The sequence below is a fragment of the Labrenzia sp. R5_0 genome (assembly GCF_017743835.1).
GTDB lineage: Bacteria > Pseudomonadota > Alphaproteobacteria > Rhizobiales > Stappiaceae > Roseibium > Roseibium algicola.
Genome location: NZ_JAGHRK010000002.1, coordinates 23,426 through 38,724, shown reverse-complemented (window position 1 = coordinate 38,724; position 15,299 = coordinate 23,426). Strand labels below are relative to the sequence as shown.

The 15,299-nt window shown below is 54.6% G+C and carries 11 protein-coding genes; 7 read left to right on the top strand and 4 right to left on the bottom strand.

All coding sequences use genetic code 11. The annotated features are described in order from the left end of the window. Window positions 1-26 precede the first annotated feature (26 nt). From J7447_RS08995 to J7447_RS08965, 7 genes are all read left to right on the top strand, one after another. Complete coding sequence (locus J7447_RS08995) at window positions 27-1,583, top strand: DNA cytosine methyltransferase (protein ID WP_209169418.1); 1,557 nt, start codon at window positions 27-29, stop codon at window positions 1,581-1,583. Then, complete coding sequence (locus J7447_RS08990) at window positions 1,567-1,995, top strand: very short patch repair endonuclease (RefSeq protein WP_353653762.1); 429 nt, start codon at window positions 1,567-1,569, stop codon at window positions 1,993-1,995. Before J7447_RS08995 ends, J7447_RS08990 begins: the two co-directional genes overlap by 17 nt. Further along, window positions 1,995-3,473: an ATP-binding protein gene (locus tag J7447_RS08985; protein WP_209169417.1), complete on the top strand. Its 1,479-nt coding sequence runs from the start codon at window positions 1,995-1,997 to the stop codon at window positions 3,471-3,473. Before J7447_RS08990 ends, J7447_RS08985 begins: the two co-directional genes overlap by 1 nt. After that, a complete protein-coding gene (locus J7447_RS08980; protein ID WP_209169416.1) occupies window positions 3,470-6,151 on the top strand; it encodes a Z1 domain-containing protein in 2,682 nt (893 codons plus the stop codon). Before J7447_RS08985 ends, J7447_RS08980 begins: the two co-directional genes overlap by 4 nt. Beyond that, complete coding sequence (locus J7447_RS08975) at window positions 6,144-7,106, top strand: PD-(D/E)XK motif protein (RefSeq protein WP_209169415.1); 963 nt, start codon at window positions 6,144-6,146, stop codon at window positions 7,104-7,106. Before J7447_RS08980 ends, J7447_RS08975 begins: the two co-directional genes overlap by 8 nt. Before the next feature lies 1 nt (window position 7,107). Further along, window positions 7,108-9,171, top strand: coding sequence for an AIPR family protein (locus J7447_RS08970; RefSeq protein ID WP_209169414.1), 2,064 nt, complete (start codon window positions 7,108-7,110; stop codon window positions 9,169-9,171). A gap of 829 nt (window positions 9,172-10,000) precedes the next feature. Then, complete coding sequence (locus J7447_RS08965) at window positions 10,001-11,176, top strand: alpha-D-ribose 1-methylphosphonate 5-triphosphate diphosphatase (RefSeq protein WP_209169413.1); 1,176 nt, start codon at window positions 10,001-10,003, stop codon at window positions 11,174-11,176. 218 nt (window positions 11,177-11,394) lie between these two features. On the opposite strand, the gene phnE (J7447_RS08960) is transcribed toward J7447_RS08965, so the two are convergent. The 4 genes from phnE (J7447_RS08960) to phnC all read right to left on the bottom strand — a co-directional run bounded on the left by phnE (J7447_RS08960) (window position 11,395) and on the right by phnC (window position 15,160). After that, entirely contained in the window at window positions 11,395-12,252 is an 858-nt protein-coding gene (phnE, locus tag J7447_RS08960; RefSeq protein ID WP_209169412.1) for a phosphonate ABC transporter, permease protein PhnE, read from the bottom strand. 2 nt (window positions 12,253-12,254) lie between these two features. After that, window positions 12,255-13,169 carry a phosphonate ABC transporter, permease protein PhnE gene (gene phnE / locus J7447_RS08955; RefSeq protein WP_209169411.1) on the bottom strand — a complete coding sequence of 305 codons (915 nt, stop codon included), beginning with the start codon at window positions 13,167-13,169 and terminating at the stop codon, window positions 12,255-12,257. A 168-nt stretch (window positions 13,170-13,337) separates the two neighbouring features. Continuing rightward, window positions 13,338-14,249: a phosphonate ABC transporter substrate-binding protein gene (phnD, locus tag J7447_RS08950; protein ID WP_209169410.1), complete on the bottom strand. Its 912-nt coding sequence runs from the start codon at window positions 14,247-14,249 to the stop codon at window positions 13,338-13,340. A gap of 89 nt (window positions 14,250-14,338) precedes the next feature. Then, the gene (phnC, locus tag J7447_RS08945) at window positions 14,339-15,160 is read right to left on the bottom strand and encodes a phosphonate ABC transporter ATP-binding protein (protein WP_209169409.1); all 822 of its coding nucleotides are present in this window, start codon (window positions 15,158-15,160) and stop codon (window positions 14,339-14,341) included. Window positions 15,161-15,299: the final 139 nt, after the last annotated feature.

The following is a 15,299-nucleotide window of genomic DNA, read 5'->3' as shown; positions in this document are numbered from 1 at the left end:
CCAAGTAATACAATCTCGATCGACGCATGAAGAAATCACGAAAAACCTATCCCGTAGTCGATCTGTTTGCCGGGCCTGGCGGTCTTGGTGAAGGTTTTCTTTCAACCTCGGACGCGAATGGGCAAGCCCGTTTCCAGGACGCAGTGTCCATCGAAAGGGATGAATTCTCCCACCAGACCCTCCAGTTGCGTCACTTTTTGCGTGCATTTGGTCCAGATGGCTTCCCGGATGACTACTATTCCTATCTCTCCGGTGACATTTCCCGCGCTGAGCTGTTCGCCCGCTATCCTGAACAGGCACTGCACGCGGAAAAAAGCGCTCTGCGAATCTCTCTGGGAGTTCAGGAACACGAGCGTGTTCGCGGCATTATCGACCGCGAACTGGCAGGAAAAGACAAGTGGGCACTGATCGGCGGTCCGCCCTGCCAGGCTTATTCACTGGTCGGTCGTTCCCGGATGATGAACAACCCGGAGTTCGAAAAGGATGAGCGACATTTCCTATACAGAGAATACCTGAAGATCATCGCGGATCACCGTCCCCCGGTCTTTGTGATGGAGAACGTCAAAGGTCTCCTGTCCGCCAAAGTGCAGGGTGAGCCGGTCATCAATCGCATCCTGACCGATCTGATGGATCCTGAAGAGGCTTTGGGAGGAACGGGCAACGGTACAGGCTATCGCCTGTATTCACTCTCCCACGAAGGAGAAATGACTCGGGACGCTGATCCGCGGCAGTTCCTTGTGAAAGCTGAAGAATACGGTGTACCGCAGGCCCGCCACCGCATGTTCATTGTAGGGGTCCGTCGCGATTTCAAAGTCGTTCCGCGCCAGCTTGAAAAGTCTCAGCCGCCGAGTGTTTCTGAAACCATCGGATCTCTGCCGCAGCTTCGCAGCGGCCTCTCGAAAAAAGACAGTCTGGAATCCTGGCGATCAGTTCTCTCTGAGTTTGATGAGAAGGCGCTTTCCCGCCATCTCAACGGCCATAAACTGGCCACCGCCGTGAAGTCTGAAATCAGCAATGTGCTTAACAACCTGGGCTCCGGTCCGACAGAAAGAAAAAACACGGTTCGTCCCGGGCGATCCAATCTGCCTCATAAAGTGATCAAATCTCTTCATGACGACAGGCTGTCGGTGCTGACAGGGCACGAGGCAAGAGGGCACATGCCATCGGACATTCACCGTTATCTGTTCTGCGCCGCTTTCGCAGCTCAGGCGAAGCGAAGTTCAAAGCTTTCAGATTTTCCGGACTTTCTGCTTCCGAAACACAGGAATGTCGCCAAGGGCCAGTCCGGAGAAATGTTCTCTGATCGGTTCAGGGTTCAAATGGCTGATAATGTCTCAACGACAATCACGTCTCACATTTCCAAGGATGGTCACTACTTCATTCATTACGATCCGGCTCAATGTCGCAGCCTGACTCCTCGGGAAGCCGCAAGGTTGCAGACCTTTCCCGACAACTACAAATTCGAAGGACCGCGCACGGCCCAGTTCCATCAGATCGGGAATGCAGTCCCACCCTTCCTTGCGGGGCAGATCGCTGAAATTGTCGCGGAAATCCTGGATCAGATTGATGCTGATCATGGCTGACAGGCTCAGCAAAGAACGCCGAAGCTGGAATATGTCCAGAATTGGGGGGAAAAATACCAAGCCCGAGCTTAAGCTTCGTTCAATGCTGCATCGCGCGGGATATCGCTTCAGACTTCATCGCAAAGATCTCAGCGGTCGCCCCGATATCGTTCTCCCGAAATACAAGACAGCCATCTTTGTGCACGGCTGCTACTGGCACCGCCATCCGGGTTGTCCGAAGGCGACTATGCCATCGTCAAACACGGACTTCTGGACGGAGAAGTTTGAAGCCACGGTTGCCCGTGATCAAAAAAACATATCCGAGATAAAGAAAGCAGGCTGGGAGCCTCTCACTGTCTGGGAATGTGAGCTGGAGAAAGATCCGGACGGGGTCCTTTCCGAGATTTCCGAAAAGCTGGAAGGAGGACGGTAATGCCCAAACTCCGGGCGCTCCCGCCGCGAGCATCGTCACTTACTTCTTCGATGCGTGATCTGGGTTATTCGCTGGAAACGGCGATTGCCGACATTATCGACAACAGCATAACCGCAGGAGCGGATCGAATTGAAATCATCTGTGACCTGAGCACGGATACGCCGGTTCTTGCAATTGCGGATAATGGCTGCGGGATGACGTCAGAGGAACTGATCGAAGCCATGCGTCACGGCGCGCTCGATCCGAGGCAGTCGAGATCTGCAAAGGACCTCGGGCGGTTCGGGCTCGGTCTGAAGACAGCTTCATTTTCACAGTGCCGAAAACTTTCGGTGATTGCTTCGAAAAACGGAGTTCGTGCAGGAGCCGAATGGGATCTCGGGGTCGTTGACAGGGAAAATGACTGGCTGCTCGGTGTTCTCGATGATGAAGAGATAGAAGAAACGCCCTACAGGGAACTTCTGGGACCTTCAGGAACACTCGTCGTCTGGCAGCAGCTTGATCGATTGTTCGAAAGTGAAACGGGGCATACCCGTGATGAGATCGTGTCAGCGAAGCTTACTCTGGTTGAACGGCATCTCGCACTGGTCTTTCATCGTTTTCTTGCCGGTGAAATAGCCGGCTTCAAAAAACTCAGCATCACATTGAACGGTCACCCTGTTGCGTCTTTCGATCCGTTTTGTCGTTTCAACCGGAAAACGCAGACACTGGCAGAGGAAGTTGTGTATGTGGGTGAGACACCCGTAAAGATTCAACCGTATATCCTGCCTCACCACAGCAACCTGTCCGCTTCGGAATACGACTATTATCAGAACCGAAGTGATTTCATCTCGAACCAGGGTGCGTATGTCTATCGCAACGGCCGCCTGATGGCGTGGGGGGATTGGTTTCGACTCATCCCCAAAGGGGAAGCAACCAAACTTGCCCGTGTGCAGATTGATTTTCCCAACAGTCTGGACGAGCTCTGGACGATTGATATCAAGAAATCACGGGCCAGCCCGCCCCGTCAGGTTCGAGAACGGCTGAGACAGATCATTTCACGGATTTCAGGCAGAAGCACAAACGTTCACCGGAAACGCGGCGTGAAACTCTATCAGGAAGCTCAGGCGCCACTCTGGGAGCGGTATGCCGATGAGCATTCGGTTCGGTATACGGTGAACCAGGGACACCCGGTGCTGTCCGAATTCAGAGAGAATCTCACCGCTGAACAGCAGCGATCGTTTCTTCTCATAACGGAGATGATCGCCTCCTCGCTGAATCTGGAAATGATTTACTCTGATTATTCAACGCATCCGCGCATGATGGACGCATACATGCTTGCTGAAGATGAGGTTTCAGAAAAGCTGTACGCTCTGAAGCATGTTCTTGAACAGAATGCAAAAATTGATCCGGAAAAGTTTCTTGAAATCGTCCGAACCTCTGGAATGTTTGACAGAAATGAGAAACTGGTCGAAATTTTTATGAAGAAAGAGTTTTTATGAAAATCAGCAACGCATTTGATCAGAAAAATTTTACTTCAGCACTGATCAGTGCGCTGTCGCTCCTTGACGAACCGCCAACGAAGGAAGTCGTGGAGCAGAAAGCCGTTGCACTGGCGTCTGTATTCAATTTTACCGGAGACATAGGAAGCGTGGTTGTTGAGGCAATGTTTGCTGTCGACACACGGATGGGTTCCGGCATTTCACTGGTTGATACCACTGCAGAACATGATGAAAAGTGGATTGAAAAACGCGACGACGTTTCATGGGACTATGCGGATGCCTATGAAAAGCACCTGCGTTCAGAAGGCTGGGCCCCCGATGTTGTCCAGTCACTCAGCGATGTTTCACTCAGGATCCTTGGACATCTGCAGGACCCCAGAAGTGAGGGAGCATGGGACCGGCGCGGTCTGGTCATCGGGCACGTTCAATCAGGAAAAACCGCCAACTATCTGGCTCTCATCGCCAGAGCAGCAGATGCGGGATACAAGTTTATTATTGTAATCGCAGGCATTCACAACAACCTGCGCAGCCAGACCCAGGAACGGATCGACGAGGGGTTTGTCGGAAAATCCAGCGATCCGCTGGATCGTATTCCGGTCGGTGTGGGATTGAACAATCCTGATTACCCGCACCCGGTGACTGTAACAACCATACACGATGACTTCAGCAAAAAAACTGCAAATCAGAGCGGGTGGCAGCTGAACGATTTCAGCAAACCGATCGTCTTTGTCATCAAAAAGAATGTTTCCACGCTAACCCAGTTGTACGGGTGGCTCCGCGATATGAACGCGAAAGGTGGCGGACAGATAACGGACGTGCCTATGCTTATGATTGATGACGAAGCTGACAATGCTTCCATCAATACGAACAAGCCGGATCTCAAACCAACCAGAACCAACCGCGAAATCCGCAACATTCTCTCGTTGTTTGCGAAAAAATGTTACGTCGGATACACAGCGACGCCATTTGCCAACATATTCATTGATCCGGACGCATACGACAACGACGTTCGGGAAGAGCTTTTCCCGAGAGATTTCATTTATTCTCTCGACGCGCCGACGTCATACTTCGGTCCCCGGACGGTATTCCTCGACGAACAGACCAGTGACCGGATTCTTCGCCCGATTCAGGATGGAGAAGATTATCTTCGTCTGACACACAAAAAAGACGATCAGATAACAGATCTCCCGCCCTCTCTGTACAGGGCGCTGCGCGTTTTCATCGTTGCCCGTGCAATTCGAAACCTCAGAGGGCAGAGAAACAAACACTGTTCGATGCTTATCAACACATCGCGGTTTGTTGATGTTCAGAAAACCATTCGAAATTTTCTGAGCATTTACGAGAAGAAGTTGAAGGATGCGGTAAGCACAAACTACGCCATGCCGGAAAAAGTCTCCTCAGCCAATGCTCACATGGCTGCTCTGAAGGAGGTGTTTGATGAGGAATTTTCCGGTTCTGAAGTGACTTGGCCTCAGGTCAAGACCGAGCTCAACAACGTGATGAGCGGGTTGAAGCTGTTTGTGGTCAACAGTAAGTCGGATGAGGCTTTGGATTACCGAAAGTACGCCAAAGAAGGTGTCGGTCTTACAGCAGTGGCCATAGGCGGATTAAGTCTCTCGCGCGGACTTACAATTGAAGGGCTCACTGTCAGCTATATGTACCGGAACACCAGGATGTATGACACGCTCATGCAGATGGGGAGATGGTTCGGGTACCGACCCGGGTTTGAAGACCTGTGCCGTGTTTATCTCTCGCAGGATTCCATTCGCTGGTACGCCCATATTGCGGAAGCTGCCGATGAACTGAGACAGCAGATTCGTCGGATGCGCCTCCAGAACCTGAGCCCTATCGATTTCGGCCTCTATGTTCAGGCTCATCCCGACAGTCTTCTGATTACTGCCGCCAACAAGATGAGAGCCGGCAAGGAATATATTATTCAGCAGAACTACAGCGGCCGCCTTATTGAATCGACGGCGCTGTCACTGGATGAAAAAATCACGCAAAGCAACACCGATCTGATCACCGAATACTGGCAATCCGGTTTCGGAAAAGGTTCGGGTGCGATCACGCCGACGAAAAAGGGGCTGTTTCTGTGTGATGTGGAGGTCTCAGAGATCGAGGAATTTCTGGGCCGCTTCCAGGTCCATTCCGATTTTCTGGAAAAGAAACGATATGCTCTGGAATATCTCCACGCCATTGCGGACCAGTTCAAGACCGGCGATGTGCTTCTGATTTCTCCGCCTGGAAATGACGCGGATCTTGATAATTTCAAGCTTGGATATCAGGAGCGAAAGGTTCTTTACGACCCTGCTGTTCCCGGCCTTGTCAGGATGAACAAGGACCGTGTTGCCAGCCGTGGCGATGAAATGCTGGGCCTCACCAAGCCTCAGATTGACGAGGCGGAACAGGACGCTCGGCAGGACGAGAAGAACAAAAACAGCAACGTCTCCGACCGGTATTACCGGCGCGTCCGCAACAAACCGCTGCTTATGCTGCACATGCTGAAAATCACAGGTACCGGACTGGAACCAGGGCGGCAGATCCCGGCATTCGGTCTCAGTTATCCTGACGGTTTGTTTGAAAAAGAGATTTCCGTGGTGGTCAACCGAGTCTGGCTGGAAAAAATGGTTGGAGAGCCGAACGATCTTCCCGAGGATGAAGAGGATTTTGATGACTAGTCAATTGCCTTGGGCTGATATCAAGCGGCCTCCCACCGGGTTTAACAAACGCCTCGCGTCCGCAGATACGGTCGTGCCTGTCTCATGGGGCAAGGACACTCAGTCACAGAATGTGCTGATCATTGAGCTTGATGGCGACTATGCCAGAGAATTCAAAAGGCTGGACCTTTCCGTGCGGGGGATGGCTGTTGATCTTCGGCTGATCGACAACGTGCAGGTCATCGTCATTACGCTGGAAGAACATGTCAACGCCGACCTTTTCTACAGTTTCTGCCGTTCTGTGATCGCCGCTCTTGAACTTGCGGAAGACTCTTCCAATGCCTTTGGAATTACCAGCAGTCAGATCATGCGCTGGCGGACGTTCCTGTCCGGGAAAAGGAGCCGCAAGCTAAGCGATAGCGAAGTGCGCGGCCTGTTTGCTGAACTCTGGATTTTGCGAAAGGTTCTGGCTTTTACCGGCAATCCGTCGGAGGCAGTGTCGGCATGGTGCGGACCGGATAAGGTTCATCAGGATTTTCAGTTGCGCGATTTGGCGATCGAGACGAAAGCCATAAGCGGGAGAGAACGCAACTCAGTACGGATAACTTCCGAAGATCAGCTCGAAGCATTAAGTGATCGTCTTTACCTGGCGGTTGTTCGTCTAGTGACCGCTCCGGAACATGGACCGCATGCTCATTCTCTGAATGAACTTGTTCGGATCGTCGAAGGAGAAATCACAGATCCTGCGGCTTTGAATGAATTCGGCAGAAAGATATCGTCCATCGGCTATTTCGAGTTGCCGGACTACGACGAGCCGGCATTCATCGTGGCGGACATGCAATTCTATAGGGTGGAGGAATACTTTCCACGACTGGTCAGATCAGCCATTCCGGCGGGGCTTGCCCGCCTGAACTACGATATCCAGCTGGAGGTCATTGAAGGTCACAAGTGTGATGAGACGGAGGTTTGGACCTGAGATGGATCAGACAACCGAAGAATTTTTTCATGATTTTCGCCAGCGGCTGATGGTCGATGCCGAGGTGAATCAGGACTTTCAGCTTTCGTCGTTTATGACGCTCATGACGGATGAGCTCCGCGAAGGCGGAACCATTGAGGATTTTTCCGGGTGCCACTATCGAAGCCGCGGCATGCGTGTGGACGGCTTCTGGTTTGATGACGAAGGGCTGTTGAGTCTTTTCATCGCGGATTTTGAGTTCCGAACAGAACTGGCCACTCTCACCAAGACGGATGTGGAGACCGCGTTTAGACGGTTGTCAGGATTTCTAGACGCCAGCCTCCGTGGAAAGCTCTATCAGGAGCTGGATGTCACCACCCCTGAATATGATCTGGCAAGGCAGCTCTTCGATCGCAGGAGCTCAATCCGGCGCGTGGAATGCTATCTGCTTTCCGAGCGGACACTCAGCGACAGATTTCAGGATCTGGATGATGTCATTGTGGAAGGTATTCCCGTTACACGCCAGATCTGGGATATTTCCCGCCTGCAGCGGCAGCAGAGCTCACGGGGACACAAGGAAGCCCTTGAGATTGATTTCCCGGGTACATTCGGACAGTCGATCGCCTGTTTGCCCGCTCATCTGGGATCTGAAATCTACAAATCCTATCTCCTGGTCATTCCGGGAAACATTCTGGCGGATCTCTATGAAAAGTATGGCGCCCGACTGCTTGAGAGGAACGTTCGCAGCTTTCTTCAGGCACGAGCAAAGGTAAACAAGGGGATCCGAACGACCATACTGACAGAACCCCAGATGTTCTTTGCGTACAACAACGGTTTAACGGCAACCGCCGAGAGCGTGACGTCAAGGAATACCGATGACGGACTTGTCATCGACGGTATCAAAGACCTCCAGATTGTGAACGGCGGTCAGACCACGGCCTCTCTGTTTCACACGAGGCGCGGAGACAAAGCCGATCTGGGCAAGGTCTTTGTGCAGATGAAGCTTACCGTTATTGACGATGAAAAAAGTGAAGAGGTCGTTCCCCGCATTTCCGAGTATGCGAATACGCAGAATAAGGTGAATGCTGCGGATTTCTTCTCAAACCATCCGTTTCATGTGCGTATGGAGGATTTTTCACGCAGGATCTGGGCACCGGCCCAGCAAGGGTCTCAACGCGAAACCAAGTGGTTTTACGAGCGCGCCCGAGGCCAGTTTGCTGACGCGCAATCCAAACTCACTGCGGCGCAGAAAAAGAAATTCCTCGCTGAGACTCCGAAATCGCAGATGTTCACCAAAACGGATCTCGCAAAGTTTGAGAACGTCTGGGATGACCATCCCAAATGGGTCAATCTTGGCGCTCAGAAGAACTTCGCCAAATATGCGATGCGGATCGGCAAAGCCTGGGAAAAATCACCGGACTTTTTCAATGAACTTTATTTCAAACGTGCTGTTGTAAGAGCAATTATTTTTCGAAGAGCCGAAAGAATTATTTCTGATCAACCATGGTACAATGGTGGATATCGGGCAAATATTGTTGCTTATGCAATAGCGGCTCTTGCGGAGTGCTGTAAACGTAAGGAGAAGTCTCTCGACATCGACTTCATCTGGCGTTTGCAGGCAGTTCCTTCTTACCTGGACAGTGCGCTTGCCATTGCAGGTGAGTTTGTAAACGAGTTCATTTCCAATCCGCCTGGCGGCATATCGAACATCTCGGAGTGGTGTAAAAAGGATGCCTGCTGGACACGGATCCAGGGTGACATTTCCCGGCTTGAGGATTTGCTGCCTGAAGCGTTTTTTGACAGCCTGAAAACGCAGGATGAGCAAAAACGCGAAGTTCGTGAAGCTAAGAAAACTCAAAAAATAGACAACGGTATTGAGGCACAGATTGCTGTGTTGAAGGTTTCTGCCCGGAAGTGGGGGGAAATTCTTGAGGAAGGCAATCGTCGAAAGCTGTTCAACGAGAAGGAGGTTGGAATTCTGCGGATTGCCACCCAGGTGCCTGCCAAGACTCCAACAGAAAAGCAGAGTTTCATATTGCTTGAAATTTTGGACAAAGCCCAATCTGAAGGTATCTCTGTCGATTAGCGTTTTCGCCTCCAACAGAAGTTCACTATTGCACACCGCTTCCGGTGTGCTGCGTGGGCTGGGCAAGCAATCCCAACCGCCGTCTGCGGTTCGTCCGTTTTCATCAGCATCGGTTCATTTGCCTGATTTTTAAGTGACAGGCCCGTTGTCAGCGTCAAGGCGGCCGTTCGGCCCCGCTTGCGCGGCAAGGCCTTGACCCTGCCTGCCGGGACCTGTGACTTGCTTGGGAAGGGCAAATGGATTGGTGGCGGCGCGCGCACCGCAGGCGCTTTTTTTGCAGAGCCTTTGGGTGCTGCTTTTTGCGGCAACTTTCTGATTTATGTGTCAAAACTCTTACACAGTATCTTACACATACACACAATATTTGACAAAATACATATATAAAACAGTAAGTTGCAAGTCTGTAACTAGGACTTAAAATCCCTCGGCCCTAGGCTGTACGGGTTCGAGTCCCGTCGCCCGCACCATGGTTTGTTGCGCTACCGGCCTTTGGCCCACTTGAACGGCGGCTTGGTTCGAGGTTCCCTTTCTGACCTGTCATTCTTCCCTGTGCTCTTGCCTTTCCAGCCGGTTGAGCGCAGATTTTGTGTCCGACCCTGCTAATCCATCCCTTCGCCTGCAATCTGCAGATTTTTCCGGATTGTCATGGATCCGTTGAACGACTGTCACAATTTGCGCCCGAAAGAGCGCTAGATCATCGGTCGATCAACCGGAAACGCGTTTGCTTCCGGCCCCAGTTCACTCCCGCTCTCGCGGTGTCACATCTCATTGCGGTCCGCTACCGGGCCATCCTCGAATTCGTTCGACCTGCTCGCCGGAAGGAGTTTCCATGACTTATGCCGACAATCGCGTGCCCTCCGGCAGTGCCCTGACAGTTCTGAAAAACGCCCGGCTGGTGCTCGCCGATGAAGTCGTCAGTGGTCACATTGCCTTTTCCGAAAGCGGGATTGTCTCGGTGGACCAGGGCAGCGCGCCGCAAGCCGGGTTCGATCTCGAGGCTGATTACCTGCTGCCGGGGGTGGTCGACATTCACACCGACCACTTCGAAAAGCATGTCTTTCCGCGTGCACATGTGCGCTGGGATCCGCTCAGAGCGGCGATGGCCCATGATGCTCAGATCATCGGCAGCGGCATCACCACCGTGTTCGACAGCCTCTGCGTGGGGGCGACGATCAAGAACCCGGAGCGCCGCGAAATCCTGGCGCCAATGATCGACGCCCTGGAAACGCTTCAGTCCGGAGGCATGCTCAAGTCGGAGCATCTGGTGCACCTGCGCTGCGAGATTACAGATGGCGAGACCACGCGTCTGACGGAAGAAAACATCGGCAAGGACATCGTGCGCATGGTGTCGGTGATGGAACACCTGCCGGGCCGACGCCAGAGCAAGGACGTCGAGGCCTATATTCACCGCCGCATGGCCGACACGGGCGAAACACGTGCCGTTGCCGAGCGTGAGACGCAGGAACTGTTGAACTTCTCCGATGAAATCAGCTCGAAGGTTCGTCCGGCTGTGGTCGCGCTGGCGCATGCATACAAGCTGCCGCTGCTCAGTCACGACGATACGGAACTGGAACACATCGACGAAGCCCTCGGCGAGGGTATCAGCGTTTCGGAGTTTCCGTGCACACTGGAGGCAGCCCGCAAGGCCAAGAGCCACGCAATGCACGTCGTCGGTGGTGCGCCCAACGTCATTCGCGGCGGGTCCCAGTCGGGCAACATCGCGGTCAGCGCACTGTTGGCGGAAGATCTCGTCGACATCCTGGCTTCGGACTACGTCCCGCGCTCGCTGCTCGACTGTGCGTTTCTTGTGGGGCTGGACGATGCGTTCCACGCCGACCTTCCGGCAGCTATCCGGATGGTTTCGAAAACCCCGGCCGAGGTTGCCGGACTGTCAGACAGAGGCGAGATCGCAGAAGGAAAACGCGCCGACCTGCTTCATGTCGGCGTCCTCAACGGACATCCCTTCATCAAGCAGGCCTGGCGGAACGGACAGCGGGTGCTCTGATCATTCGACTGTTTGATGTGCGTTGCCTTTTTGGGGACTGATCGTGTGGTGAGGTCACGGCATGGATGCCATGGCTTGACCATGGCATCCATGCCGTTTCCGAGGTGAGCATGAGGCGTTGATCAGGATTTTCCGAGGTCTTGCTGATTGGGAGGCATGCAGCGGAAAAAGGAAACTCGGCGGGAGGAGAAAAACGCTGCCTCTCCCCCAGGTGTAAATTACTTTCGCCCCGGTTCCAGGCCGATGATCCGCCGCCGCAGGAAACCGGAGAAGCCGTCGATCAGGTAGACCATGAAGATGATCAGGAAAATGATCGTCCAGGCTTCCGGCCAGCGGTAGGCGTGGATTCGATCGGCGAGGAGGAAGCCGATGCCTCCGGCGCCGACAATGCCAAGGATGGTGCCGGTGCGGGTGTTGGATTCAAAATTGTAGAGGATGATCGACAGGATCACCGGCAGGGCCTGCGGCAGAACCGCAAAGCGGATTGTCTGCAGGCTGCCGCCGCCGGAAGCGCGCACGCCTTCGACCGGCTTTTGACTGGTGTTCTCTATGGCTTCCGAAAAGAGCTTCGAAAACGTGCCGACTTCCGAAACCGCAATGGCCAGAATGCCGGCCAGCGGCCCGAGGCCGAAGGCGCGGATGAAGACGAGTGCGAGGATCAGCTGTTCGATTGCCCGCAGGGCGTCGAAACCGCGCCTGACACCGAGCCGGAGCCAGGACAGTGGCAGGATGTTCTTGGCGCCCAGGAATGCCAGTGGAAACGCAACCAGGGCTCCCAGAAGCGTGCCCATGAACGCCATGGCGACAGTTTCCCCGAGACCTTTCAGAACTTCCTGCCATTCCGCCCAGCTTGTCCAGATGTGGGGTGGAAACATGAAGGCGAGCACATCGCCAAAGCGGGTCGCTCCGTGAAGGAGTTTTTCAGGCGCAAAGCCGAAGTCCCACAGGCACCAGCCGGTCAAAAGAAGGAAAGCCGACCAACCGGCGAGGCGGATCAGACGCGTCCGGAGCGGTTTTGAAAAGGCGCCTGGCACGAGCGTTCTGGCGCGGGCGATATCTGGACGTTGTACGGTCATGATCAGATGCCTTTTCCGGTCAGGCCGATGATGCGGTGACGCACCTTTTCGCTCAGCATGTCGATGACGATCACGGTGAGGAAGACGATCAGGAACAGCGCCGAAAGATCGGTGTATTCCTGCAGGGACATTGCCACGCGGATCTCTTGGCCCAGGCCACCTGCGCCGACGAAGCCGATGATGGAGGAGGACCGTACGTTGATCTCGAACCGCAGCAGCGTGTAGCTGATGATGTTCGGGACAACCTGGGGCACGATGCCGTAGCGGATCTGGTCGAACCAGGTGCCGCCCGACGCCTTGATGCCTTCGAGCGGGCGCATGTCGGCATTTTCGTTGGCTTCGGAATAGAGCTTGCCGAGAGCGCCGGTGGCATGAAGACCGATGGCGAGAACACCGGCCAGCGGGCCGACGCCAAAACAGAAAACGAAAATGAGGGCCCAGACGAGATCCGGAACCGTCCGGATGATTTCCAGGAACCGGCGGGTGACATTCAGGACCAGTCTGTTGGGGGAGAGGTTCCGTGACGCCGGGAAACTGAGGAGAAACGCACCGATGATGCCAAGCAATGTTGCCATATAGGCAATCAGGATCGTTTCCAGGAGCAGCCAGAGCCAGACCTTCCAGCGCCAGAACCAACCGGCAAGATCCGCCCCGAGTGTCTCGCGGTGAAGCTCCGGCAAGGTCTTGTAGAGATACTCTCCAAGCCGTGGCAAACCTGCCCAGATCTTCCACATGGACACACGGTCGCCATCGGGCAGGGTGACGTCGGTCATGTCGAAGAAACCGCCTAACCACGCTGTTGCGAAGAAGCAGAGTGCGAAGACCGTGGTCGAGACGAGGTTTACCCGGAGGGCTGACCGGCGGGCGGCAGCATAATCGATTTCGAACCGGTCAATGGCAGGGGAGAGCGCTGTCATGCCTCTAGTTCCGATGATTTTGGGCAGGAGGCGCTGACGCCGCAGCTTTCTGCGCCACAAGTTTATCCAGGCGTCATCCCGGGAGACGCGAAGTGCCGCCCGGGATGACGATGGTCGGGTCGTCGGGAGAAACCCGGATCAGCCGGTTTCCTCCCTCGCTCTGAAAAGTCAGCCGCCGCGGCGCTGTTTCTTCAGCCAGTCGCGCATTTCGACGATCCACTGGTAACGGTCGTGATCAACCTCGATCCACGCTTCCTGGGTGCTGTCTTCGCCGCCGGTCATTTCGATGAAGGCCAGCGTATCCTTTTCCGGGATTTCCATGACCGCGGTGCGCATGGCATCGATCAGGCCCTTAGGCAGGTTGCTGCGGGCAGCCAGCGGACCGGAAGTGATTTCCGGTGATTTCCAGATGGTGCAGATCGAGTCCTTCTCGATCATGCCCTTGGTGACCATGCGCTGCGGAATGCCGTCTTCCTCGTTGGTGATGTAGGTAGCGGCAGCGTCGTACTGCTTGTTGTAGACACCAAGCACACCGGTTTCATGGGCTCCGGAGAAGGGAATGGCACCGAAATAGGTTTTCGGCTCGTAGCCCTGTTTGCTGAGGTTGAAGTAAGGCACGGCGTAACCGGACGTGCTGTCCGGATCGGCAAAAGCCAGTGTCTTGCCCTTCAGGTCGTCAAGGGTCTTGTAGCCGCTGTCGCAACGCACGGCGACGACCGAGAAATAACCGGTGGAACCGTCCTTCTGCAGGCGGGAGACAAGCGGAACGACACCGCCGTTGGTTTCCGTGTAGGCAGCGGCATAGGAAGACGAACCGAAGAAGGCGAATTCGATCTGGTCGGCCGCCATGGCCTGGATCACGCCGTCATAGGATCCGGCGGTGAAGATTTCGACATCAACGCCGAGTTCGTTCTCCAGGTACTTTTCGAAAGGCGTGTAACGGGCAATCCGGTCCTTTTCGTTTTCACCGGAAAGAATGCCGAACTTGACTGTCTTGTACTGGTCCTTCCAGCTGTCCGCCAGGGCCGGGGAGGCTGCAAGAACGGCAGCGGAAACGGCTGCTGCAAAAATGGCCTTCATCTCAAGTCTCCTTTGGTGCCGGCAGATCCGGCGATTTGCGCGGCAAAGGCCGCTTCAAGAGCGAGAGCGGATGATCCGCTTCGCGAAGGTCAGGCCCCGACAGCCTTCATCGGTGGCCGGGAAGTGGTTGTCGAAAGGGAGGTGGAGGTGACTGCTTCGTTGATGTCACCGGAAAGATCGTCGGATCCGTAGATTTGCCGAACCCTTTCACTGGTCAGGGTGTCCGGCGTGCCGTCGAACTGAACCCGCCCGTCCTTCATTGCGATGATCCGGTCGCAGTAGGCACGGGCGGTGTCGAGCGTGTGCAGATTGACCAGCACCGTGAGACCGTCCGTCCGGTTGATTTCGCGCAAGGCGTCCATCACACGGCTGGCGTTGGCCGGATCAAGTGAAGCAATCGGTTCGTCGGCCAGCATGATGCGCGGGTTCTGCACCAGCGCCTTGGCGATGGCGACGCGCTGCTGCTGTCCGCCGGAAAGGGTTCCCGCGCGTTGCAGCGCCTGGGGTACAAGGTCCAGCCGGTCCAGGGCTTCAATGGCGCGGGCGCGGTCTTCGTCAGTGAAGGATCGTGTCATGGAGCGCAGGAACCCAGTGTGGGCGATACGGCCAACCATGACATTGGTCAGCACATCCATGCGCTCGACGAGATTGAACTGCTGAAAGATCATGGCGCAGGACGCGCGCCAAAGGCGCAGATCGCGACCCTTCAGGGCCGTGATGTTCTTTCCCTCGTTGAGGATCGTCCCCCGGCTGGGGTCGGCCAGCCGGTTGATCATGCGCAGGAACGTGGACTTGCCGGCACCGGACCGGCCGATCACGCCGACCATCTGTCCCTTGGGAATGGCGAGGGAGACACTGTCCACCGCGGTCAGGTCTCCAAAGACTTTAGATAATTGCTCAATGACCAGCATCGGGCCCTCCGAAAAACGGAGAGCGAACTAGCAGACATGTGCCGAGAACAGATGTCTATACGATTATACTTTTATGAAGTTTTACGACAGAGGCATCGAGAAAATTTGCCGGAAAACAAATAAGATCAAGATTTGTCTG

Excerpts from the sequence above, each read along its gene's own strand:
- phnC (WP_209169409.1), bottom strand. The coding sequence starts at position 15,160 with ATGCTGGTCATTGAGCAATTATCTAAAGTCTTTGGAGACCTGACCGCG.
- J7447_RS08975 (WP_209169415.1), top strand. The coding sequence starts at position 6,144 with ATGACTAGTCAATTGCCTTGGGCTGATATCAAGCGGCCTCCCACCGGG.
- J7447_RS08980 (WP_209169416.1), top strand. The coding sequence starts at position 3,470 with ATGAAAATCAGCAACGCATTTGATCAGAAAAATTTTACTTCAGCACTG.
- J7447_RS08995 (WP_209169418.1), top strand. The coding sequence starts at position 27 with ATGAAGAAATCACGAAAAACCTATCCCGTAGTCGATCTGTTTGCCGGG.
- J7447_RS08985 (WP_209169417.1), top strand. The coding sequence starts at position 1,995 with ATGCCCAAACTCCGGGCGCTCCCGCCGCGAGCATCGTCACTTACTTCT.
- phnE (WP_209169411.1), bottom strand. The coding sequence starts at position 13,169 with ATGACAGCGCTCTCCCCTGCCATTGACCGGTTCGAAATCGATTATGCT.
- phnD (WP_209169410.1), bottom strand. The coding sequence starts at position 14,249 with ATGAAGGCCATTTTTGCAGCAGCCGTTTCCGCTGCCGTTCTTGCAGCC.
- phnE (WP_209169412.1), bottom strand. The coding sequence starts at position 12,252 with ATGACCGTACAACGTCCAGATATCGCCCGCGCCAGAACGCTCGTGCCA.
- J7447_RS08990 (WP_353653762.1), top strand. The coding sequence starts at position 1,567 with ATGCTGATCATGGCTGACAGGCTCAGCAAAGAACGCCGAAGCTGGAAT.
- J7447_RS08965 (WP_209169413.1), top strand. The coding sequence starts at position 10,001 with ATGACTTATGCCGACAATCGCGTGCCCTCCGGCAGTGCCCTGACAGTT.
- J7447_RS08970 (WP_209169414.1), top strand. The coding sequence starts at position 7,108 with ATGGATCAGACAACCGAAGAATTTTTTCATGATTTTCGCCAGCGGCTG.